The sequence below is a fragment of the Streptomyces sp. NBC_00683 genome, from assembly GCF_036226745.1.
GTDB lineage: Bacteria > Actinomycetota > Actinomycetes > Streptomycetales > Streptomycetaceae > Streptomyces.
In genome coordinates, this window is sequence record NZ_CP109013.1 from 4,252,301 (window position 1) to 4,275,699 (window position 23,399).

21 protein-coding genes and 1 tRNA gene are annotated in these 23,399 nt (G+C 69.7%); 14 read left to right on the plus strand and 8 right to left on the minus strand.

Annotation, left to right across the window (positions count from 1 at the left end):
* Position 1: 1 nt before the first annotated feature.
* Positions 2-601, minus strand: a complete 600-nt coding sequence (locus OG257_RS19055) for an ATP-binding protein (protein ID WP_329208969.1) — start codon at positions 599-601, stop codon at positions 2-4.
* A 258-nt stretch (positions 602-859) separates the two neighbouring features.
* Here OG257_RS19055 and OG257_RS19060 point away from each other — a divergent pair, with 258 nt between their 5' ends.
* The 9 genes from OG257_RS19060 to OG257_RS19100 all read left to right on the plus strand — a co-directional run bounded on the left by OG257_RS19060 (position 860) and on the right by OG257_RS19100 (position 10,793).
* The gene (locus OG257_RS19060) at positions 860-1,687 is read left to right on the plus strand and encodes a hypothetical protein (RefSeq protein WP_329208972.1); all 828 of its coding nucleotides are present in this window, start codon (positions 860-862) and stop codon (positions 1,685-1,687) included.
* A gap of 164 nt (positions 1,688-1,851) precedes the next feature.
* On the plus strand, positions 1,852-2,592 hold the full coding sequence (locus OG257_RS19065; protein WP_329208974.1) for a YcnI family copper-binding membrane protein: 741 nt from the start codon (positions 1,852-1,854) through the stop codon (positions 2,590-2,592).
* Positions 2,593-2,635: 43 nt separating this feature from the next.
* Complete coding sequence (locus tag OG257_RS19070; protein WP_329208976.1) at positions 2,636-3,292, plus strand: SCO family protein; 657 nt, start codon at positions 2,636-2,638, stop codon at positions 3,290-3,292.
* A complete protein-coding gene (locus OG257_RS19075; RefSeq protein ID WP_329208978.1) occupies positions 3,289-3,732 on the plus strand; it encodes a copper chaperone PCu(A)C in 444 nt (147 codons plus the stop codon). Before OG257_RS19070 ends, OG257_RS19075 begins: the two co-directional genes overlap by 4 nt.
* Before the next feature lie 14 nt (positions 3,733-3,746).
* Positions 3,747-5,687 (plus strand): copper resistance CopC/CopD family protein, encoded by a 1,941-nt coding sequence (locus tag OG257_RS19080; protein ID WP_329208980.1) that lies wholly within the window; start codon positions 3,747-3,749, stop codon positions 5,685-5,687.
* A 5-nt stretch (positions 5,688-5,692) separates the two neighbouring features.
* Positions 5,693-7,024, plus strand: coding sequence for an iron uptake transporter deferrochelatase/peroxidase subunit (gene efeB / locus OG257_RS19085; protein ID WP_329208982.1), 1,332 nt, complete (start codon positions 5,693-5,695; stop codon positions 7,022-7,024).
* A 41-nt stretch (positions 7,025-7,065) separates the two neighbouring features.
* Positions 7,066-8,001, plus strand: a complete 936-nt coding sequence (pheA, locus tag OG257_RS19090; RefSeq protein WP_329208984.1) for a prephenate dehydratase — start codon at positions 7,066-7,068, stop codon at positions 7,999-8,001.
* Positions 8,002-8,703: 702 nt separating this feature from the next.
* Positions 8,704-9,981 carry a serine--tRNA ligase gene (serS, locus tag OG257_RS19095; RefSeq protein WP_329208986.1) on the plus strand — a complete coding sequence of 426 codons (1,278 nt, stop codon included), beginning with the start codon at positions 8,704-8,706 and terminating at the stop codon, positions 9,979-9,981.
* Positions 9,978-10,793 (plus strand): HAD family hydrolase, encoded by an 816-nt coding sequence (locus OG257_RS19100; protein WP_329208988.1) that lies wholly within the window; start codon positions 9,978-9,980, stop codon positions 10,791-10,793. The genes serS and OG257_RS19100 overlap by 4 nt, the downstream gene beginning before the upstream one ends.
* A 51-nt stretch (positions 10,794-10,844) precedes the next feature.
* Here the strand turns inward: OG257_RS19100 and OG257_RS19105 are convergent.
* From OG257_RS19105 to OG257_RS19130, 6 genes are all read right to left on the minus strand, one after another.
* Positions 10,845-10,934 (minus strand) — tRNA-Ser (locus OG257_RS19105).
* Positions 10,935-11,209: 275 nt separating this feature from the next.
* Complete coding sequence (locus tag OG257_RS19110; RefSeq protein ID WP_329208990.1) at positions 11,210-11,902, minus strand: hypothetical protein; 693 nt, start codon at positions 11,900-11,902, stop codon at positions 11,210-11,212.
* Positions 11,903-12,196: 294 nt separating this feature from the next.
* A complete protein-coding gene (locus OG257_RS19115; protein ID WP_329208992.1) occupies positions 12,197-12,916 on the minus strand; it encodes an ABC transporter permease in 720 nt (239 codons plus the stop codon).
* Positions 12,917-12,946: 30 nt separating this feature from the next.
* Positions 12,947-13,858, minus strand: a complete 912-nt coding sequence (locus tag OG257_RS19120) for an ABC transporter ATP-binding protein (protein WP_329208994.1) — start codon at positions 13,856-13,858, stop codon at positions 12,947-12,949.
* Positions 13,855-14,763 (minus strand): ABC transporter permease, encoded by a 909-nt coding sequence (locus OG257_RS19125; RefSeq protein WP_329208995.1) that lies wholly within the window; start codon positions 14,761-14,763, stop codon positions 13,855-13,857. The genes OG257_RS19120 and OG257_RS19125 overlap by 4 nt, the downstream gene beginning before the upstream one ends.
* Positions 14,753-15,763 (minus strand): ABC transporter ATP-binding protein, encoded by a 1,011-nt coding sequence (locus tag OG257_RS19130; RefSeq protein WP_329215186.1) that lies wholly within the window; start codon positions 15,761-15,763, stop codon positions 14,753-14,755. Before OG257_RS19130 ends, OG257_RS19125 begins: the two co-directional genes overlap by 11 nt.
* Before the next feature lie 339 nt (positions 15,764-16,102).
* Here OG257_RS19130 and OG257_RS19135 point away from each other — a divergent pair, with 339 nt between their 5' ends.
* The 5 genes from OG257_RS19135 (at position 16,103) to OG257_RS19155 (ending at position 21,649) form a co-directional block, all read left to right on the plus strand.
* Complete coding sequence (locus OG257_RS19135) at positions 16,103-17,875, plus strand: SDR family oxidoreductase (protein WP_329208997.1); 1,773 nt, start codon at positions 16,103-16,105, stop codon at positions 17,873-17,875.
* An 86-nt stretch (positions 17,876-17,961) separates the two neighbouring features.
* Positions 17,962-18,891, plus strand: a complete 930-nt coding sequence (locus OG257_RS19140) for a MerR family transcriptional regulator (protein ID WP_329215188.1) — start codon at positions 17,962-17,964, stop codon at positions 18,889-18,891.
* 165 nt (positions 18,892-19,056) lie between these two features.
* On the plus strand, positions 19,057-19,599 hold the full coding sequence (locus tag OG257_RS19145) for an RNA 2'-phosphotransferase (protein ID WP_329208999.1): 543 nt from the start codon (positions 19,057-19,059) through the stop codon (positions 19,597-19,599).
* 96 nt (positions 19,600-19,695) lie between these two features.
* A complete protein-coding gene (locus tag OG257_RS19150; RefSeq protein ID WP_329209001.1) occupies positions 19,696-20,607 on the plus strand; it encodes an LLM class flavin-dependent oxidoreductase in 912 nt (303 codons plus the stop codon).
* A gap of 196 nt (positions 20,608-20,803) precedes the next feature.
* Complete coding sequence (locus tag OG257_RS19155) at positions 20,804-21,649, plus strand: Cof-type HAD-IIB family hydrolase (protein WP_443054442.1); 846 nt, start codon at positions 20,804-20,806, stop codon at positions 21,647-21,649.
* A gap of 48 nt (positions 21,650-21,697) precedes the next feature.
* On the opposite strand, the gene OG257_RS19160 is transcribed toward OG257_RS19155, so the two are convergent.
* Positions 21,698-23,398: a sensor histidine kinase gene (locus OG257_RS19160; protein ID WP_329209004.1), complete on the minus strand. Its 1,701-nt coding sequence runs from the start codon at positions 23,396-23,398 to the stop codon at positions 21,698-21,700.
* Position 23,399: the final 1 nt, after the last annotated feature.

The window sequence follows — 23,399 nt, forward strand, 5'->3', positions numbered from 1 at the left end:
CTCAGGACACCATGAGCAGCGCGCCCTCCCGCCATTTCAGGACCTTGTCGAAGCTCACGACCGCTCCACGCCCCGGGCGGTTGCCGAAGTGGACGTGATCGGCGAGCTCCTCGATCAGGCCGAGTCCCCGGCCGCTCTCCGCCATGACCGGCGGCGTTCCCGCCGGGTACCCGCCTGTCACGCGCGCGGGCGACGGGTGACCCGCCGGGGGATGCCCGGCGGACGGCTGCGGATCCACCGGAGACCCGGCGGACGGCTGCGCGGCGGTGCGAAGCGTGCGCCGGGCGGGGAAACCGGGCCCCGAGTCGGCGACTTCGATACGGCATTTCTCGCCGTCCAGATAGGCGGTGACCCGGTACTGGCCGGAACCACGTCCGGGCTGCTCGTCACCGGTACGACCGAGGCCGGCGAGGTCACCGGCGTCTCCCAGGTCGCCGCCGTGTTCCACGGCGTTCGCACAGGCTTCGCTGAGCGCGACCGACAGGTCGTAGGAGATGTCCGGATCCACCCCCGCGGTCTCCATGGTGCCGAGCAGAAAACGACGGGCGAGCGGAACGCTCGCAGCTTCGCGCCGCAAATGGAGTGACCACCACATGCTCATGCTCCAGCCTCCTGGCTGCGGCTCGACATACCGATACGTATTGCCGCGTGGAGCACTTCGTAAGCACGGATCGGCTGTGACAGCGCTCATTCGGCGGATGCGAATGTTCCGTATACCGGTGTATGCCCGGCACCGCCGACGCCACCGAGCGCTCCTGAACAGGTGCAACACTCCCCGATCACCCCCGATGCGGACAGTTGCCGACCTTCCGGACCTGCCGTACGGGACCAAGGGGCGCAGTGCGATGATGTCCCGGCCATGTCTATGCCTGTCGCACGCGCCGGAGCCGGTCTGCGGCTCCTGAGGACCGCGGTGTTCACCGCGGTCTGCGTCGTGCTGGCCGCGGCAGGACACACGCTCGCCGCAGGCACGGCCGTGCCCGGGTGGACACTTCTCGCCGGATTCCTCGGAGTCTTCGCCGCCGCGGCACTGCTCGCCGGGCGCGAGCGGTCACTCCCGTCGATCACCGCCGCACTCGCGACCGGACAGATCGCCCTGCACATCGTCTTCGCAACGGGCCGCCACGCGCCCGGTCCCGCGGCGGCGTCCGGGGACGCCTCGCTGATCCGGTTCGCCGCCGGGCTGGTCTGCGGTGCCGGGCCGGCGCAGCTGAGCGCCGGCGAGGCCCATCGCATCGTCTCCACCGCGGGCATCGACCCCGCGACCGTGACCCACGGGCACACCCACCTCGCATCCGGCGGTGCAGCAGCCGCGGACGCCGCTTCCGCGGCCGACGCGGGCGCCCTGATGTCGGGACTGCTGCCGAGTCTGCCCATGTTCCTCGGGCACCTCCTCGCCGCACTCGCCACCGGCTGGCTCCTGCGGCGCGGCGAAGTCGCACTCTTCGGGCTGGCCAGGCTCTCGGCGTACGGCGGCCGGCAACTGGCGGCCGGAGCCAGGCTGCGGGCACTGCGGGCAGCCATGGCCCTCGTACGCACACTGCGTGCGGGGCTTCCGGGGCGCCCCACGACCGGGCCGCTCCTTCCCCGTACCGCCACGGACGCTCCGGCGCCCGCGACCGGGGACCCTCTGCAGCACATGGTGATCAGGCGCGGGCCTCCACCCGTATACGTACGCGCAGCCTGACGCGACTCCTCGCCGGAACCCGGGTCCACGGATCCTGGGTCCCCGGATCCCAGTCCCGGATCTCGGACCCCGGACCCCGGACCCCGGGGACGAGCTGTCGCGATGCCGTCGCGCACCCGCGCGCCGGACCACCTTTTCCTTGTGCCTGTGGAGTGATCTCTGCCATGAACGTTTCACGCATCGCCATCGCGGGCGGCGTCGCCGCGTCCACCGTCCTGCTGCTCGCCGGTACCGCCTCCGCGCACGTCAGCGTGCAGCCGCAGGGCGAAGCCGCCAAGGGCGGCTACGCCACCATCAACTTCAAGGTCCCCAACGAGCGCGACGACGCCTCCACCACCAAGCTCGAGGTGAACTTCCCGACGGACCACCCGCTGTCCTCCGTCAGCGCGCAGGCACTGCCCGGCTGGAAGATCGAGATCACCAAGAGCAAGCTGGCCAAGCCGCTCGACGTGCACGGCAAGAAGATCAACGAGGCCGTTTCCAAGGTCACCTGGACCGCCGACGGCACCGGGATCGCGCCCGGCTACTTCCAGCAGTTCCCGCTCTCGGTCGGACAGCTCCCCGAGGACGCCGACCAGCTGGTCTTCAAGGCCCTGCAGACGTACAGCAACAAGGAAGTCGTCCGCTGGATCGAGGAGCCCACCGCGGGTGGCGACGAGCCCGAGAGCCCGGCGCCCGTCCTCAAGCTGACCGCTGCCTCGGCCGACGCCCACGGTGCCGCCGCGGACGACAAGAGCAGCGACGCCGCGAAGGCCAAGCACACCACCGCGTCGTCGAAGACCGCGTCCTCGGCCTCCTCCTCGGCCTCCGACAGCACCGCACGCGTTCTGGGCGTTGTCGGCATCGTCATCGGTATCGCGGGCGTGGCGTTCGGCGTGCTCGCGGGCCGTCGCCGTAGCGCCTGACCCACCGGCCCCACCCGCACCACAGACCAGGAAACAGCTCTCCATGCGCAACAAGAAGACGGTGCTGGCCGCGGCGTTCGCCGCCGTGGCCGCACTGACCCTCTCGGCCTGCGGCAGTGGCGACGCATCGGCGGACAAGTCCGTCGCCGACGTCTCCGTCGAGTCCGAGACGAAGGCCGCGACGGTGCTCGACCAGCCGTTCACCAAGCCCGACCTCGTCCTCACCGACACGCACGGCAAGACGTACGACCTCCGTGAGCGGACCAAGGGCAAGCCGACTCTCATCTACTTCGGCTACACCAACTGCCCCGACGTATGCCCGCTGACCATGAGCAACATCGCGCTCGCCAAGCGGGCCCTGCCCGAGGCCGACCGGGACAGACTCCAGGTCGTCTTCGTCACCACGGATCCCGAACGGGACACCCCGGCGTCCCTGGGCAGCTGGCTCAAGGCCCAGGACCCCGCGTTCACCGGTCTCACCGGTGACTTCCCCACCATCCAGGCGGGAGCACGGCAGATCGGCATCGGCATCGACCCGCCGAAGAAGGAGAAGGACGGCACCGTCGTCTCGATGCACGGGGCCCAGGTCATCGCGTTCTCCCCGAAGACCGACAAGGGGTACGTGCTGTACGGCGAGGACACCACGGCCGACGACTACACCCAGGACCTCCCCAAGATCATCAAGGGGGAGAAGCCGTGAACCACCGCACGGTTCTGGTCGGTGCGCTCGCCCTCACCACGGGCCTCGCACTGACGGGGTGCTCCTCGGACAGCAAGCCCGACCTCAAGGTGACCGGCGCCTTCATGCCGCAGCCCGTCGGCGACATGGCGGCCGGCTTCCTCATCGTGAAGAACGACGGCGGTACCGACCGGCTCACCTCGGTGAGCAGTTCCCTCTCGGACCACGTCACCATCCACGAGACGAAGAACCAGGTCATGAGGATGGCCTCCTCGTTCGAGGTGCCCGCCGGTGGCGAGCTCGACCTCGAACGCGGTGGCAGCCACATCATGTTCACGGACCTCAAGCAGCGGCCCAAGCAGGGCGAAACGGTCTCCTTGGAACTGCACTTCGAGACGGCCGACCCCATCAAGGTCGACGTTCCCGTGAAGGAGACCACCTACAACCCGAAGAAGCAGTGAGGTACTGACACCCCATGACAGCCACCGCCCCGCCCTTCGGGCTCTCCCTTATACGACGGCCGCTCGCCGCGGTCGCGCTCCTCGCCGCGCTGATCAGCCTGCTGTTCGGCCTGGTGCTGGCCGGCGCGACTCCCGCGTCCGCGCACGCCGCCCTCACCGGGAGCAACCCGCAGGACGGGTCGGTGGTCGCCACCGCCCCCAAGGAGGTCACGCTCACCTTCTCCGAGCAGATCGCCATGGGAGAGGACTCGATCCGGGTCCTCGACCCGAGCGGGAAGCGGGCCGACACCGGAAGCCCCCGTGATCTGCAGAGCGGCACCGTGCAGTACGGAATCACCCTCCACGGCGGCCTGCCCGACGGCACCTACACCGTGGCCTGGCAAGCCGTCTCCGCGGACAGCCACCCGGTCTCCGGCGCCTTCACCTTCTCCGTCGGCGCCCCGTCGCAGACCACAGTCGCGCTGCCCTCCGACGAAGCCGGCGGCGGACTCGTCGGAACGCTCTACGACATCGCGCGCTACGCCGCCTACGCCGGGTTCATCCTCCTCGCCGGCGGCTCCGCCTTCGTGCTCGCCTGCTGGCAGCGCGGCGCGGGCGCCCGGCCGCTGCAGCGTCTCGTCGTGCGCGGCTGGGTCACACTCACCGCGGCCACCCTCGCCATGCTGCTCCTGCGCAGCCCCTACACCGGCTCCGGCAAGCTCGCGGACGCCTTCGACCTCGACGGTCTGCAGTCCGTGCTCGACACCAAGCCGGGGGCGGCGCTCGTCTCCCGGCTGCTCCTCCTGGGCGCCTCCGCGCTCTTCATCGCCGTCCTGTTCGGGGCGTACGCCAAGCGCGAGGACGAGAAGGAGAAGCAGGACCTCACCTTCGGGCTCGCCATCGGCGGAGCGGTCATCGCGGCAGGGATCGCAGGGACGTGGGCCCTGGCCGAGCACGCCTCGGCCGGTATCCAGCCGGGCATCGCCATGCCGGTCGACGTGCTGCACCTCCTCGCCGTCGCCGCCTGGCTCGGCGGGCTCACCGCACTGCTGGTCGCCCTGTACAGGACACCGGACATCACGAGCCGCGCGGTACGGCGGTTCTCCCGCATGGCCTTCGGCAGCGTGCTCGTCCTCGCCGCGACCGGGCTCTACCAGTCCTGGCGGCAGCTGGGTTCGTGGTCCGCGCTGACCGACACCCGCTACGGGCAGCTGCTGCTCATCAAGGTGGCCCTGGTTGCCGTACTCGTCGGCGTCGCGTGGATCTCGCGGCGGTGGACGGGACGGCTGGCCGGGGACGAGGAGCCGGCCGGTGCCGAGAACTCCGTCGCCGAGGCGGGGAGTTCCGAAGCGGGCGCCGAGACGGAAGGTCCCGCAGCCGGGGACACCGCAGAGGTGGACCCCGAGCGCGCCGTCCAACTCACCCGGCAGCGAGCCGCACTGACAGCGACGAAGGAGAAGCGCGCCCGGGACGCCGATCCGGACCGCTCCGGACTGCGCCGCTCGGTCATGGTGGAGACCGGTATCGCCGTGGTGCTGCTCGCGGTCACGACCGTACTGACGTCCACCGAGCCCGGACGCACCGAGGAGGAGGCCGCCCGCAGCAAATCGGCGGTGGCCGCGCCTCTGACCGGCGGACAGGTCAACCTGAGCCTGCCGTTCGACACGGGCGGCCAGAACGGCAAGGGGACCGTACGGCTGGACGTCACACCCGGCGGGACCGGTGCCAACAACGTGCACATCTGGGTCGACGGGCCGGGCGACCGCCCCATGGATGTCCCCGAGGTGAAGCTCGCCTTCACTCTGGAGTCCAAGGACATCGGTCCTCTGCCGGTTGTCCCCGAACGCATCACCACGGGCCACTGGACAGCCGGCGGTGTGCAGATCCCCATGGCGGGCGACTGGAAGGTCACGGTGACCGTGCGTACGTCGGACATCGACCAGACGACCGTCGACAAGAACGTGAAGATCGGCTGAGCAGGGTGAGCAGGGAAAAGAACAGGAAGGGCGCACCCGGCGGCATCGCCGATGGCGCCGGCATCTCCCGTCGGCGGCTGATCGGCAGCGCGGGAGCAGCCGGAGCGACCGGCCTCGTGCTGGGTGCGGCAGGCGGCGCGGGCGGATATGCCGCGACGAGCGGCGACGGACCGGCCCCGCTGACCGCCATCGGCTCGACCGAGGCGATGTTTCACGGGAAACATCAACCGGGGATCACCACTCCGCTTCAGGCCCGCGGGCATCTGATCGCCTTCGACCTGGCGCCCGGGTCCGGCCGCAAGGAAGCCGCCGCCCTGATGCGCCGCTGGTCGGCCGTGGCGGAGCTGCTGATGGCCGGCAAGCCGGCCGGGGACGGCACCGGCCACGACACGGGGGTCGCCCTGGACGCCGGACCGTCCTCCCTGACGGTCACCTTCGGATTCGGCCGCACCTTCTTCGAACGCACGGGCCTGGTCGCCCGCCGGCCGGCCGCCCTGGACCCCCTGCCGCCGTTCTCCTCCGACCACCTCGACGCCAAGCGCTCCAACGGTGACCTCTGGGTGCAGATCGGCGCCGATGACGCGCTCGTCGCCTTTCACGCGCTGCGCGCGATCCAGAAGGAGGCCGGCGCCACGGCCCGGGTGCGCTGGCAGATGAACGGCTTCAACCGCACTCCGGGAGCAACGGCCCGGCCGATGACGGCCCGCAACCTGATGGGCCAGATCGACGGGACAGGCAACCCGAAGCCGGAGGAGAGCGACTTCGACCGGCGGATCTTCGTCCCGTCTGCAGACGCCGCGGGCACCTCCGGCGCATCGGAAGGCCCGGCCTCCTCCGATCCGGCCCACGAATGGCTGGCAGGCGGCTCCTACGCGGTCGTACGGCGGATCAGGATGCTCCTGGACGACTGGGAGAAGCTCACGGTCGACCGGCAGGAACGGGTCATCGGGCGGCGCAAGGTGGACGGCGCACCGCTGAGCGGCGGCTCCGAGACCACCGAGATGGACCTGGAGAAGGCAGGCCGGGACGGCAGACTGCTGATTCCCGACAACGCCCACGCCCGGATCTCCTCCCCCGAGAAGAACGGCGGGGCCGCGATGCTGCGACGCCCGTTCTCGTACCACGACGGCATCTCCGCGGACGGCACTCCGGACGCAGGGCTGCTCTTCGTCTGCTGGCAGGCCGATCCGTTCAGGGGCTTCGTCCCGGTACAGCGCAAACTCGACCGCGGGGACGCCCTCTCACCGTTCATCCGGCACGAGGCCAGCGGTGTCTTCGCCGTTCCGGGTGGTACCGCGCCCGGCGAGTACGTGGGGCAGCGTCTGCTGGAAGGGTGACTTCGCTCGGGCACTCCCGTACGGCCCATTAGGGTGACCGTATGTCAGCCACGCGCTACGCCTATCTCGGCCCCGAAGGCACCTTCACCGAGGTTGCCCTCCGTACCCTCCCGGAAGCCGCCACCCGTGAGCTCGCCCCCATGCTCTCCGTACCGGCGGCACTGGACGCGGTACGCAACGGGGAGGCGGCGGCGGCACTCGTCCCCATCGAGAACTCCGTCGAGGGCGGGATCACCGCGACGCTGGACGAGCTGACCAGCGGCGCACCGCTGATGATCTACCGCGAGGTGCTGCTCTCCATCACCTTCGCGCTGCTGGTGCGCCCCGGGACCAAGCTGTCGGACATCAAGACCGTCACCGCTCACCCCGCCGCGCAGCCGCAGGTACGCAACTGGATGGCGGCCCATCTGCCGAACGCGGTGTGGGAGTCCGCCGCCTCGAACGCGGACGGCGCCCGGCTGGTCCAGGAGGGGCGCTACGACGCCGCCTTCGCCGGTGAGTTCGCCGCGTCGACCTACGGGCTGGAACCGCTGGTCACGGAGATCCACGACGCGGAGAACGCGCAGACCCGCTTCGTCCTGGTGGGCCGGCCCGCCAGGCCGTCGGCACCGACCGGGGCGGACAAGACGTCTGTCGTCATCTGGCTCGGCGACGACCACCCGGGCGCCCTGCTCGAACTGCTCCAGGAGTTCGCCGTGCGGGGCGTCAACCTCATGCTGATCCAGTCCCGGCCGACGGGGGAGGGCATCGGGAACTACTGCTTCGCCGTGGACGCGGAAGGCCACATCGCGGACCGCCGGGTCGGCGAGGCCCTGATGGGGCTGAAGCGGATCTGCCCGAAGGTGCGGTTCCTGGGTTCGTACCCGCGAGCCGGAGTGACGCCCGAGGAAGTGCGCGCCCTGCGGCCCGGGACGTCCGACAGGGACTTCACCGAGGCCTCCGACTGGCTCGCACGCAGCCAGGACGGCCGGGCCTGACCGGCCCACGGACGGGGCAGGACCGACAGGCGGGGACAGGCGGGAACAGGCGGTCGGGGATGGACCCGTCGCATGGTGCCCGCCGGTTCTACTTTCTGATCTGATACCCGGCACAAAGTTATCCACAGGCTCCCTCGCAACCTGGGGACAAGTCGACAGTGCAACACGACATGGTCGACAAATCACCCCAGCGAGCCCGGATCCCCCACAGGGCCCCAGTCCTGGCCCTGTCAGCCCAATTCCATTGATCAACTCCCCAGAGCGATCAATTCCCACCCGAATGAGTGCGCGAACCAGGTTTCGGAAGGAATCCGTCCACCTTCATGCGGCATTCGGAACGATCTCTTCCGATGTCCACAGATCTTCTTCACAGCCTGTGGATAACTAAATGAACCGGCGCGCCCCTGTGGACAAGGCCTGGAGCCGCGCCCCCTCAACTCCCTCCCGAAGCACCGGCGATGCGTCAGAGCGTGCAGGCACTTGCTCCGCTTTCGGAGCAATCGGACCCCTTTGTTGGCGACATTGGCGACATCGATGACATTGACGACCACCCCCGTTGCCCGGTCCGTGTTTCCCGCCGAATGCCCGCCACCGGCCCCGATGATTCTCCGCCAGGATTACCAATCCCGGCAATTCGGGCAAACTGACACGCTCGTCGATATCGGTTCGAGCTGCGGATCCCCGCACCGGTAGCCTTGGGGGGTGATTGACCTTCGCCTGCTCCGTGAGGACCCCGACCGTGTTCGCGCCTCCCAGCGCGCCCGTGGAGAGGACGTCGCCCTCGTCGACGCCCTGCTCTCCGCCGACGAGCTGCGCAGGTCGTCCGGCGTCCGCTTCGACGAACTCCGTTCCGAGCAGAAGTCGCTCGGAAAGCTGATCCCCAAGGCAACACCCGAGGAGCGCACCGAGCTCCTCAAGAAGGCCGATCAGCTGAAGGCCGAAGTCAAGGCGGCCGACGCCGCGCAGGACGAGGCCGACGCCGAGGCCAAGCGGCTGCTGCTCCTGCTCGGCAACATCGTCCACGAGGACGTACCGGTGGGCGGCGAGGAGGACTTCGTCGTCCTGGAGACGCACGGCACGATCCGTGACTTCGGTGCGGAGGGCTTCGAGCCCAAGGACCACCTGGAGCTCGGCGAGTCGCTCGGCGCCATCGACATGGAGCGCGGCGCCAAGGTCTCGGGCTCGCGCTTCTACTACCTGACCGGGGTCGGCGCGCTGCTCGAACTCGCCCTCGTCAACGCGGCGATCGCACAGGCCACCGAGGCCGGCTTCATCCCGATGCTGACCCCCGCGCTGGTCCGGCCGCGCGCGATGGAGGGCACCGGCTTCCTCGGCCAGGCCGCGGAGAACGTGTACCACCTGGAGAAGGACGACTTCTACCTGGTCGGCACCTCCGAGGTCCCGCTCGCGGCCTACCACATGGACGAGATCATCGACGCCGACAAGCTGCCCCTGCGGTACGCGGGCTTCTCGCCCTGCTTCCGCCGTGAGGCAGGCACGTACGGCAAGGACACCCGGGGCATCTTCCGCGTCCATCAGTTCGACAAGGTCGAGATGTTCTCGTACGTAGACCCGGAGGACGCCGAAGCCGAGCACCGCAGGCTCCTGGACTGGGAGAAGCAGTGGCTCACCGGCCTCGAGCTGCCCTTCCAGGTGATCGACGTCGCCACCGGCGACCTGGGCGCCTCGGCTTCCCGGAAGTTCGACTGCGAGGCCTGGATCCCGACCCAGGGCAAGTACCGCGAGCTGACCTCCGCGTCGAACTGCAACGGCTTCCAGGCACGCCGCCTCTCCGTCCGCATGCGCGACGGGAAGAAGGTCCAGCCGCTGGCCACTCTGAACGGCACGCTCTGCGCCGTACCGCGCACGATCGTGGCCATCCTGGAGAACCACCAGCTGGCGGACGGTTCCGTGCGGGTTCCGGAGGTGCTCCGTCCGTATCTGGGCGGGCGCGAGGTTCTGGAGCCGGTCTCCAAGTGAGCTTCCCCTACAAGCTCGTCGCCACCGATCTCGACGGCACGCTGCTGCGTGACGACGACACGGTCTCCGAGCGCACACGTGAGGCGCTGGCCGCGGCTACCGCGGCCGGCGCGGCCCACATCATCGTCACCGGACGTGCGGTCCCCTGGACCCGGCACATCCTGGACGACCTGGGCTACGAAGGCCTCGCGGTCTGCGGCCAGGGCGCGCAGGTCTACCACGCGGGCGAGCACAAGCTGCTGACCTCCTTGACCCTGGACCGGCAGCTCGCGGGTCTCGCCCTGTCCAAGATCGAGGCGGAGGTCGGCCCGCTCGCGCTGGCGGCGAGCCGTGACGGACTCGACGGCGAGGTGCTGGTCGGACCCGGCTACCGGGTACAGGAAGGCCCGCTCCCCGCCCTGTTCGTGGACGACGCGGCCGAGATGTGGACCGCCCCCCTGAACAAGGTCTACATCCAGCACCCGGAGCTCGGCGACGACGCCCTGGCCAAGGCCGCACGCGGCGCCGTCGGCAGCCTGGTGGACATCGTCATGGCGGGCCCGGGGGTCGTGGAGATCCTGCCCCTCGGCCTCAGCAAGGCGACCGGTCTTTCGCTGGCCGCCCGACGGCTGGGGCTGAAGGCCGCGGACACGCTGGCCTTCGGTGACATGCCGAACGACATCCCCATGTTCGGCTGGGCACAGCACGGTGTGGCCATGGCCAACGCGCACGACGATCTCAAGGCAGTGGCGCACGAGATCACGGCGTCGAACGAGCACGACGGCATCGCGGTGGTGCTGGAGGAGCTGCTCAGGACGGCCACGCGCGCGTAGGGGCTCCTGCGGCGAGGCCGGTTCCTGCTGAGTGGTTCTGCTGCTCCTGGGTGGCGGAGGATGCGCGGATCGAACGCGCGCGGGGGCACGCCCCCGACGACGGCTTAGCAAGCCGCTGCCTTACCACTCGGCCAATCCTCCGGGAGGGTGGCCGCGCGATGCGCAGGGAAAGCCACCCCGGGGGCCCTGCTCAGCGGTTCACGAGCAACTGATGCGTCAGCTACTGCGGTACCGGCTGCGGACCACCCTGCTGGGAACTCGACGGACTCGGACTCTCGGTCATCGCCGCGCTCCTCTCCCGGTCTTCGTGGGCGCCCTGTTCGCGTGCGCCGTCCCCCTCACTGTGCCCGAGGGCGACCACCGGGGGCCACTTGTTTTCCCGCGGCCCCCGGCGGCCGCCCTCCCCGGGCCGGACGTCAGCTGTGGCCGCGGCGGCTCAGGTCCTTGAGGTGCCGGGCGAAGTCGTCCATGCGGGCGTCCAGCCGGACGATGTCCTGGGAGACATCGGTGAGCCGGAGGCTGATGGCCCCGACGACCTGGTGGGTCACGTCCAGCTTCCGGTCGAGGACATCGAGCCGGTGCGACATCCTGCTCAGTACGGGACCGAGCTCCTGGAGTGCGCTCCCGACGCCGACGAGGCACCCCTCGACACGGGTGACCCGCTGGTCGAGCGAGGCGATGGACGCCCGGAGATCCTCCTCGGCGTCGAGCAGATAGGTCCGGACGCAGCGGGCGATGTCGCTGTCGCGAAGAAGCATGGCGACGTCGAGCACGGTCCTGCGGGTGTAGAGGCGCAGCTGAGTGGCAGCCTGTGGATAACTTTCCGGCACCTCCCCCTCCCATAGCGACAGCATGTCGCCATGGAAGGAGCGCAGGTCATCACCCCGTAGAACCCTCATGCCGTTGTCGGTCAGCTCCTGCTGATGCCGGTCGGTCAGCCTTCTGACCGAGGCTGTGGATACTTCGAAGTACCGGGCCACGTCGTCTGTGCGAACGTGAATCCCGTCAGGGAGCATGACAAGGCTCTTGACCTTGTCGAGGGCGTCGACGCGCCCCATCCGCTCAACACGCAAAGCGTGCGATTCGAGCAGGGCTACTTCCGTGGGCATGGGCATGCCTTTCGTGCGCGGAAACGGCGATGGACGGCCCTGTCCCCGGGCTGCGAGGGCGGAGGACGCTCACGGTTGCCACTCACTCGATGACCGGTACCGCGGGGCTCAGCCCCACCGATGCCGGCATTCCCCGATTTCACGAAAGCTCGACGCCACAGATCCCAGTTGCCTCCACGCACCCAGGTCAACGAGCCGATAACCGTACAGTTACGCGCTCCGCTGTCCGCTCATAGGACAACCCCCGCCCATCGGACGGGGGTTGCACGGCACATCAGGCCGGTGGAAGCGGTTTCACTCCTCGCCGGCGAGCTTCAGCGCCCGCAGCTTCTGGCCTGCGTACCACGTGGCCACGATCGTCACGCCCGCCAGCAGAACCGTTGCCAGCGGCAGGCCGACATCCGAGGTCACCAGGCCCTCCCCGGCGACCTTCTCGGCGACCGAGAGGGACCACTGCTGCACGCTGAGCGTCCTGGCGCCCGGCACCAGGCTGCCGAAGAGGGCTTCCCAGACCAGCGCGTACACCAGGCCGAAGACCACCGCATGCCTGCTGACCGTGCCGAGCAGCAGGAACAGCGCGCTGTAGGCGATCGAGGCGACCAGCGCCGCGATCGTGTACGCCACGGCGATCTGCCCGCCGTTGCCGTTGAGGATCATGCCCGCGACGAAGGTCGGCAGTGCGGAGAAGAGCATCGTCACAGCGATGGCGACGATCAGCTTGGTGAAGATGATCGTGGGTCGTTTCACCGGCTTGGCCAGCAGGTAGACGATCGAACCGTCGTCGATCTCCGGTCCGATGGCTCCGGTTCCTGCGATGACGCCGATCAGCGGCACCATCGTGGCGATGGCGAATCCACCGAGCACCCCGGAGGCGACGTCGTCATCGGCCCCGGCGAACGCCCGTACCGCCACGGCGATGGCCACCAGCAGTACGGGCAGGATGAACAGGATGGCGGCCCGGCGCCGGCCGAGCAGGGCCCGGTAGGTGAGCCGGGCGACTGTGGGGTCGTACATGACGCTTCACAGCTCCTTTCAGGCCACTACTCAGGCCGCTACGAGATAGGAAAAGACCGATTCGAGGGACTCGTCGGACGGCGAAACGGTCAGCAGCCGGATGCCCTGTTCGCGTGCCACCTTCGGCAGCAGCGTGGTGAAGCGCCCGAAGTCGACGGCCTGGATACGCAGGGCCTGCTCGCTCAGGTCGATCTCGATCCCGGCGGTCGACGGGTCGGCGATGAGCGCGGCAGCCAGTGCCCTGTCGTCGCTGGACCGCACGAGATAGCGGTGCGGCCGGTCCGTCATCAGCCGGCGGATCTTCCGGAAGTCACCCGACGCGGCGTGCCGCCCCGCCACGATGACCTCGATGTGCGAGGCGAGCTGCTCGACCTCCTCGAGGATGTGGGACGAGAAGAGGACCGTGCGTCCCTCCGCCCCCATCCGCCGCAGCAGCTCCATCAGTTGCATGCGCTGACGCGGGTCCATGCCGTTGAACGGCTCGTCGAGGAGCAGCACCGAGGGCTCGTGGACCAGGGCGGACGCCATCTTCACGCGCTGGCGCATGCCCTTGCTGTACGTCGAGATCTTGCGGTCCTGCGCGTACTCCATCTCGACCGTGGCCAGCGCCTTGCGCGCCTCCGCGTCGCCGAGCCCGTGCAGCTCGGCGTTGGCGACGACGAACTCCCGGCCGGTCAGGAAGTCGTACATGCCTTCCCGCTCCGGCACGATGCCGATCGCCTTGTAGACCGCCTCGTTGCGCCAGATGGTCTTGCCGTCGAGCGTGACCTTGCCCGTCGACGGAGCGAGAAACCCGGCCATCATGTTGATCAGCGTGGACTTTCCGGCACCGTTGGGGCCCAGCAGCCCGGTGACACCTGGCCCCACGGTCATGCTCACGTCGTTGACAGCGACCACGTTCCCGAACCAGCGCGACGTGTGGTCGATCTCGATGGTGGTCACAGCCCGACCCTCCGGTAGCGGCGCATCAGTACGGCGTACGAGCCGGCGACGAGCGCGAGTACAACGATCAGATAGGCCACCCCTGCACCGGCACCCGGGCCCACTCCGCCGGGGAAGTTGGTGGTGGCACCGAGGTACGCGGTCTGCACCCCGTCGATCAGCGTGATCGGAGAGAAGAGACCCAGCCAGGTGATGGCTCCCGTGGAGTCCGTCGACCAGGCGATCGCCTGGACCGTGGAGACCGCACCGTAGGTGATGGTCAGGACGGCGATCACAGCGGCGACACCGAACCCGCGGCGCGGTGTCAGGGCGGCCACCACCAGTCCGATCCCGGCGAACAGCACGGACAGCAGCGCCACCGAGACCAGCCCCTGCCCGAACCCGGCGGTCTGGTCGGCGAAGTCGAACTTCGCGAGCAGTGCGCCCACGTAGAGGATGACGAGCGGCAGGCCGGTGAGGATGAGGAGGGCCGAAGCCATGGCCGCGAACTTGGCGACCACGTAGTCGACGCGCTCGATCGGCCGCGAGAAGTACAGCGGAACACTCTTGAAACGAAGGTCCCTCGACACCGACTGCGGTGCCTGCGAGGCGATGAAGAGCCCGATCACCGCCTGCAGGTAGATCGCGAACGCCGTGTACTTGATGGGCAGTTTCGTCATGTTCGGCGTGGCGATGGCGACCGCGACGATGATCAGCGCCACCAGGCACATCACCCCGCACAGCAGCATCGGCAGCACCTTGGACTTGGCGGAACGGCCCAGTCCGAAGGAGCCCCGCAGGGACTGGGAGTAGAGCGAACGGCGGGCGTAGGCCCGGCCCAGTCGGACACCGTCGTAGGAGCGGTACCCGATGTTGTGGATCCGGGAGGTGTCGTTCCCGGTCACGGTCCCGGTCTCAGTGCTCATCACGACCGCTCCCCTTCTGCTGTACGGCCCCGGCTGTCGCGGGCATGGCCTGCGGTGCCTCTTCGGTACGGAAGACCTCGGCGATGTGGTGCCGCCGCTGTTCCATCCGGATGAGACCGAGTCCGAGTCCGGCGACGCTGTCGCGGACCAGGTCGTACGTCTCCTCGCCCGTCGCCTCGACGAGAAGGATGTGGCCCGCGCCGGGCAGCCCCTCCGAGTCGAGGCCGTCCAGGCCGATGAGTTTGACCCCGGCTCCGGTGAGGCTCCGGCGCAGGGCGTCGGTGCCGTCCGGGTGGTCGTCGCTGTCGGTGACTTCGACCGCCAGGGTCGTCGTGATCTGGGTGAAGTCGCTGGTGGAGCTCGAACGCAGCAGAGCCCCGCCGTCGATGACGACGACGTGGTCGCAGGTGCGCTCGAGCTCGCCCAGGAGGTGCGAGGTGACCAGCACCGAGATGCCGAAGTCGGTGTGGACACGACGGATCAGACCGAGCATCTCGTCGCGGCCGACGGGGTCCAGACCGTTGGTCGGCTCGTCGAGGAGGACCAGTTGGGGGTCGTGGACCAGCGCCTGTGCCAGCTTCACCCGCTGCTTCATGCCGGTCGAGTAGCCGCCGATGGGGCGGTAGCGCTCCTCGTACAGACCGACGTGGCGCAGCGTGTCGGCGGTGCGCTCGCGCGCTGCCGTCGGCGGCAGCCCGGACATCCGCGCCATGTGCACGACGAACTCGGTCGCCGAGACATCAGGGGGCAGGCAGTCGTGCTCGGGCATGTACCCGACCCGTTCCCGGATCGCGGCGCCACTGGTGGCGACGTCGAGCCCGAGCACCGCGGCCCGGCCCTCGGTGGCGGGGGACAGACCCAGCAGGATCTTGATCAATGTGGACTTGCCGGCTCCGTTGGCGCCCACCAGGCCGGTTACGCCCGGTCCGATGTCCAAGGAGAGCCGGTCAAGAGCGGTCACCCGGGGGAACCGCTTGCTCAGGCTTTCGGTCGCGATCACAGTCACGTCTTCGAAGGTAGTGGCGCGCACCACAGGAGTCGTCAGACCTGACGGTGGTATCCGCGTCCGACTCCAGGCGTACGGACCCGTAAGGGAGACCCCACAAGGAAGGATCCGGGAGCCGCGCACCCGCCCGAGCCCGGACCTGCCCCGGCGCCGTGCCCGTGCCGCCCTCACACCCTGCCCGCCCCGTACCGCGTCCGCGTCCGCACCGAGTTGTCCACATGCCGTTGTCCACAGGCCCGGCACACCCCTTGACGCAGCCGCCAGGGATTGTCACATTCATCAGTGTCACGTTACGGGCACGTACCGCGACACCGCACAGACCAAGGGGGCTGCGTGAATCTGCAAGGCGCGCGCGAGCGCTGGGTTCGTACGGGCGGAGTCGAGCTGTGCGTCGCCGAGTTGGGCGACCCGACGCGGCCGACGATCGTCCTGGTGCACGGCTATCCGGACAGCAAGGAGGTCTGGTCGCAGGTCGCGCTGCGGCTGGCCGGGCACTGGCACGTCGTGCTGTACGACGTGCGGGGACATGGCCGGTCGACGGCGCCCAGACCCCTGCGCGGCGGCTTCACGCTGGAGAAGCTCACGGACGACTTCCTGGCCGTCGTGGACGCGGTGAGCCCGGACCGGCCGGTGCACGTGGTCGGCCACGACTGGGGCTCGGTCCAGGCCTGGGAGTTCGCCACGGTCGAGCGGACCAAGGGCCGGATCGCCTCGTTCACCTCGATGTCGGGCCCGTCCCTGGACCACTTCGGGCACTGGATCAAGCAGCGGGTGTCCCGCCCCACGCCACGACGCCTCGGTCAGCTGCTCGGCCAGGGCGCCAAGTCCTGGTACGTGTACGCCCTGCACACGCCCGTCCTCCCCGAGCTCGCCTGGCGCGGGCCGCTCGGCAAGCAGTGGCCGCGCATTCTGCGGCGGATGGAGAGGGTGCCCGCGGACGGCTATCCGACGTCCTCGCTTCCGAGGGACGCGTCACACGGGGCCTGGCTCTACCGCGACAACGTCCGGGCCCGCCTGCGCAGACCTCGCACCGACGCGGTCGCCCATGTGCCCGTCCAGCTGATCACCCCGACCGGTGACATCTTCCTCTCGGCGACGCTCTACGACGAACTCGGCTCCTGGGCACCCCGGTTGGTCCGTCGGTCCCTTCCTGCCAAGCACTGGGTGCCGCGTACCAGGCCGGACCAGCTGTCAGCCTGGATCAGCGACTTCGTCACGGCCGGTGAGGCGGTCGGCACGAGCGGCCCGTCCTTGCCGGAGACCGCGGCGACCGGGGCCCACGCGGACCGGTTCGGCGGGCAGTTGGTCCTGGTGACGGGCGCGGCCGGCGGCATCGGCCGGGCCACCGCCCTCGCGTTCGCGGAAGCGGGCGCACGCGTGGTGGTCGTGGACCGGGACCCGGAGGGGGCGGCCCGGGCGGCACAGGAGGCCCTACGGTCCGGTGCGCAGGACGCCTGGAGCGAGGTGGTGGACGTCGGCGACGAGCAGGCGATGGAGAAGCTCGCCGAGAAGGTCGCGGCGGAGTACGGAGTCGTCGACGTCCTGGTGAACAACGCCGGGATCGGACTGTCCGGTTCCTTCCTGGAGACCACGAGCCAGGACTGGCGGAACGTCCTCGACGTCAATCTGTGGGGTGTCATCCACGGCTGCCGGATCTTCGGCAAGCAGATGGCCGCCCGCGGCCAGGGCGGCCATATCGTCAACATCGCTTCGGCAGCCGCCTACCAGCCGTCGAGGGCGCTGCCCGCGTACAGCACCTCGAAGGCCGCCGTGCTGATGCTCAGCGAATGCCTCCGTGCGGAGCTGGCCGAACAGTCGATCGGTGTCAGTGCGATATGCCCTGGCATCGTCAACACCGGCATCACGGGGACGGCACGCTTCGCCGGAACGGATGCGGCCGAGGAGAGCCGCCTCCGGAAGCGCACGGGCCGCCTGTACGCGCTCCGTAACTACCCGCCGGAGAAGGTCGCCGACGCGATCCTCGGGGCCGTGGTGCACAACCGGGCCGTCGTGCCGGTGACGCCCGAGGCCCGCGGCTCCCGGCTGCTGTCGCGGATCAGCCCCGGAGTACTGCGTGGGATCGCCCGGCTGAAGCCGCCGCTGTGACCGGGCCCCGACCATCAGGAACGCAGGGCCGGAACGCTCCGGCTGACCCTCCGGACGACCAAGGCCCGGTCGCCCCGGAGTACCGGATCGAGGACCTGGCGCAGGCGAGTGGTGCGACCGTCCGTACGATCCGCGCCTACCAGGACCGCGGCCTGCTGCCGGCACCGGAGCGGCGCGGGCGGGCCAACGTCTACGGGGAGATACATCTGACCCGCCTCAGGCAGATCGCCGGCCTGCTGGACCGCGGCTACTCCCTGTCCAGCATCAGGGAGCTGCTCGACGCCTGGGACACGGGACGCGGGCTCGGCGGAGTACTCGGCCTGGTCGCCGAGGTGCAGGGCCCGTGGTCGGACGAGGAGGCCGGCCGGATCACGCGGGCGGAGCTGGAGGCGAGGTTCGGCGGGACGCCGGGCGGCGCGCCGGTGGAGGGTGCGGTGACGGACGGGTTCGCCGACGCGGTGGCGGACGCAGTCGCTCTCGGCGTACTCGAGCCCGCGCCGGGAGACGTCGACGAATTCCTGGTTCCGAGTCCTCAAGAGCTGTCCGTGGCAGTGGAGTTGCACGCTGCCGGAGTTCCTCTGTCCGCAATCTCCGGACACCTGGGGGAACTCCGGCCGCAGGTCGAGCACATCGCGTCCCGTTTCCTGGAGTTCACCACCGAGCACGTCTTCGCCCGCTACGCGGGCCATCGGAGGCGAACCGATACGGACGCGGCGGAAGCGGCCTCGATGGTGCGCCGCCTGCGACCGCTCGCACAGCACGTCGTGGATGCCGAACTGGCGCGCGCCATGAGCCGGTTGGCGGTTCGCCATCTGCAGAAGCACCTCACCGCACCCGATGCGCCCGCCGAGCACCCCGGACCGCAGCCGGTGCTCATCCCGGCTTCGACAATGCAGGCTGTTCAGGCTCTTGTTGGCTCCCAGGGCATCGCCGCCTTCGTAGCGGCGGCAGCTGAACGGGAGGTTCAGGCGCGAACATTGGATGCGTTGACCTCATCTCATGCTAAATCTGAATGACTTGGACAAAAGCCTTAAAAGCCACGCGACTTGTCCACAGAATCGCCAAATAGCCTGTGGATAACTTGAGTTGGCTGTGGATCAAACCTGGGCACCCAATGAGTGTCACGAACTCTGAGCAAAATCGGGGTGCGCCGGGACGGACGCTGCGGGCACTCTGACGGGATGGACGAGCGACGCACCGTCAAGGTGTCCAAGTACCTGTCGAAGCACCTGCGGCATCAGCCGGAACGGATCGGAATCACCCTCGACCCCTCCGGCTGGGTGCCGATCGACGAACTGATGCGGGCATGCGCCGGACACGGGTTCCCCATCACCCGCGCCGAGCTCGACCATGTCGTCGCGGCCAACGACAAGCAGCGTTTCGCCGTGGACGGCGACCGCATCCGGGCGAACCAGGGCCACACGGTCACGGTCGACCTCGGGCTGCCACCGGCCGAGCCACCCGCGTACCTCTACCACGGCACGGTGGGCCGGGTGCTCGACGTGATCCGTACCGAGGGGCTGCGGCCCATGGACCGCCACCACGTCCACCTCTCGCCCGACCGCGAGACGGCGACTCGCGTCGGCGCACGGCGCGGGGTGCCGGTCATCCTCTCCGTGGACGCGGGCGCCATGCACCGGGCGGGCCACATCTTTCACGTCAGTACCAACGGGGTGTGGCTCACCGACTCCGTACCACCGCAGTTCCTGCGGCTGCGCGACTGACCGCGCGAACGGTACGGCCGCCGGGTCCGGTCTCCCCGCGCCCGCTCCGCCCCCACCGAAGTCGAGGACGCCGCGCATCGCCGTAGAGTCGGGTGCATGACGTCCTCACTCCGCCTGAGCACCGTGATCCTCCCCATCCGCCGCTGGCACGACGGCGGCCGGGCCCTGTGGGTCCGCGCCGAGGAACTGGGTTTCCACGCGGCGTACACCTACGACCATCTGGCCTGGCGGACCTTCCGCGACGGCCCGTGGTTCGGCGCGGTCCCGACCCTGACGGCCGCTGCTGCGGCCACGGAGCGGCTGCGCCTGGGCACCCTGGTCACCTCACCCAACTTCCGGCACCCGGTGACGCTCGCCAAGGACCTCATCACGCTGGACGATGTCTCCGCGGGGCGGATCACGCTCGGGATCGGTGCCGGCGGGAACGGCTTCGACGCCACGACGCTGCGCAGGAGCGACGAGGAGCCGTGGACGCCGCGGGAGCGCGCGGACCACTTCGACGAGTTCGTGCCGCTCCTGGACCGGCTGCTGCGGGAGCCTTCGGTGACGCACGAGGGCCGGCTCTACTCCGCGAACGAGGCCCGGAACATCCCCGGCTGCGTGCAGAGCCCCCGGCTGCCCTTCGCGATCGCCGCCACGGGGCCGCGGGGCCTGAAGCTGGCGGCACGGTACGGACAGGCATGGGTGACGACGGGCGATCCGAAGCTGTACGAGAGCGGCACCCCGGAGCAGTCCGTCGCGGCCATCCGCGGACAGGTCTCCCGGCTCGGAGCGGCGTGCGAGTCCGTGGGCCGGGATGTCTCGGAGCTGGACAAGGTCCTGCTCACCGGCTTCACGCCGGACCGTCCGCTGGAATCCTTCGACGCGTTCGTGGACTTCGCCGGTACGCATGCCGAGCTCGGCTTCACCGAGATCGTCGTGCACTGGCCGGTGCCTGACTCCGACTTCGCCGTCGACGAGAAGGTGTTCGAGCGGATCGCCACCGAGGGCCTGTCACAGCTCGGCTGACCGTCCGGGCCCGCATCCGGCCGTCTTCGGCCGCGTCTCGCCCCCGTCCGGCTGCGCTCTCCCGCGCTCGGGCGGCGATTCGCGGCCGAACAGCCGTCGGCATATGCCTTTGACATGTTCTGCAGTTCAGGGGCACGCCATCTCAGATGTGCGCCCCTCTGCACGCCTGGGCAACTCCATGCGGGAGAATGGGCAGGTGACCTCAGCTATCGACTCGCCTCTGCCTGCCGTGACACGGCTGATCGCCACCGACCTGGACGGCACCCTGCTGCGCGACGACAAAACCCTGTCGGACCGCACCGTCGCCGCCCTCGCCGCAGCGGAGGAGGCGGGGATCGAAGTCTTCTTCGTCACCGGGCGACCCGCCCGCTGGATGGACGTCGTGAGCACCCACGTGCACGGTCATGGCATGGCGATCTGCGCGAACGGGGCCGCCGTCGCCGATCTGCACGCGGACGGCCGGCTGATCGAGGTCCACCCGCTGGAGCGCGACGTGGCCCTGGACGTGGTCCATGTTCTCCGGGAGGCCGCACCGGGGGTCTCCTTCGCGGTCGAGCTGACCACGGGCATCCACTACGAACCTGCCTACCCGCCCTTCCACATGGACCCGGGGGCCACGGTCGCCGTCGCGGAGAAGCTCCTCCACGAGGAGGCACCGGGCTCCGCGGCCCCGGTTCTGAAGGTCCTGGCCCACCACGCCGAACTGGCGCCGGACGCCTTCCTCACGCTGGCCCGTGAGGCCGCGGGGGACCGGGCCTCGTTCACCCGCTCAAGTCCCACCGCCCTCCTGGAGATCAGCGGACTCGGGGTCTCCAAGGCCGCCACGCTCGCCGCGTGCTGTGCGCAGCGCGGCATCAGCCAGGCCGAAGTGGTCGCCTTCGGGGACATGCCCAACGACGTCGAGATGCTGAGCTGGGCCGGCGCCTCGTTCGCGATGGGCAATGCCCACCCGGCCGCGGTGGCCGCCGCCTCCGGTGTGACCCTCTCCAACGACGAGGACGGTGTCGCGGTCGTCATCGAGCGGATCCTCGCCGCCCGCTGACACCGCCCGCACGGGCACGGCAGGGTCCCTGCCGATGTCCCGGCGTCGTCAGAGCGGGACCTCCCAGACCACCGCCGCACCACCGCCGTCCTCCCCCGGCCCGAACCAGCTCGCTCCCCCCAGGGACTCCGCACGACGTGCGAGGTTGCGCAGTCCGCTGCGCCGTCCGCTGTCCGGGATGCCCACCCCGTCGTCGACGACCGAGAGCCGCACCGCGTCCCGCCCGTCGGGGAGGGTCGCGGTGGCATCCACGCTCACCTCGACCCTGGAAGCCCCGGCGTGCCGGAACGTGTTGGACAGTGCCTCGCGCAGCGCCGCGATGAGGTTCTTGCCCGCGAGTTCGCCGACCAGTGAGTCGACGGGGCCGAGAAAGCGGTGCGACGGCTTGAAGCCCAGGGGCACCGCCGCCATGTTGATCTCCCGCAGTACCCGGGTCCGCAGTCCGGAGGGCGCCTCGGCCGGTTCCTGCTGCAGCGCGAAGATGGCGGTACGGATCTCCTGGATGGTCACGTCCAGTTCGTCGACAGCCCGTCCGACGCCGTTCTGCACCGCGGGTACGGTCGAGCGGCGCTGCGCACGTTCCAGCATCATCCCGGCGGCGAACAGGCGTTGAATGACGAGGTCGTGGAGGTCACGGGCGATCCGGTCCCGGTCCTCGTACACCGCGAGCCGCTCCCGGTCGCGCTGCGCTTCGGCCATCTTCAGCGCGAGGGCTGCCTGCGCTGCGAACTGGGTGGCCAGCGTGCGCTCCGCCTGGGTGAACGGGCGACCGCCCCGTTCCCGTGGGACGGAGAGCGCGCCGAGCACCCGTCCGCCGCTGCGCAGCGGCAGCAGCATGTGCGGGCCGAACTGGTGGGACAGCCTGGTGATCATGCGGGGGTCGGTGGCCGCGTCGTCCATGAAGACCGCCTCGCCCCTGAGGAGTGCCGCCACCACGGGGCTTCGGGACGGAATGATCACTCCGAGCGAGGCGGACGGCTTGGTGCCGGCGACGGCGACGATCTCCAGGCCGCCCTCCTCGGCCGGGAGCAGGACGATTCCTGCGGCGGAGTCGGCGAGACGGCGTGTCTGTTCGGCGACGACAGCCAGCGCGTCGTCGGCGTCCCCACCGGAGAGAAGGGCGGTGGTGACGGCCACCGAACCTTCGATCCACCGTTCCCGCTGGCGTGCGGCCTCGTACAACTGCGCATGCCCGATGGCGATCCCGGCCTCCGTGGCGAGCACCCGCAGCATGTGCAGGTCGTTGTCGTCGAAGTCGGCCCCGCCGTGCTTCTCCGCCACGTAGAGATTCCCGAAGATCTCGCCCTGGACTCGGATCGGCACCCCGAGGAAGGTCCGCATCCTGGGGTGGGCGGGCGGGAACCCGGTGAAGCGCGGGTCGGCCGTCACGTCCGACAGCATGATGGGAACCGGATCATGAATCAGTGCGCCGAGGAGCCCGGTACGGCCGTCGGGCCGGCGCCCGATGGCGTGGGCGATCTCTCCCGGGACTCCGTGGCTGATGAAGTCGGAAAGGCCGTCGCCCGAATCGTCGACCACGCCGATCGCCGCGTAGCGGGCGTGGGCGAGCTCGGCCGCGGTCTCGCAGATGCGCTCGAGGGTGGAATGGAGTTGCAGCCCCGTACCGAGGGACCGCATGGCGTCCAGCAGCTGCGGAACACGGGCGGTCAGTTCCGTGGAGAGTCTCTGCAGGCTCTCGTCGGCCTGCGCCGTGGCATCGGGTGAGTCCTTCGCGTCCTGCTCAGGCATG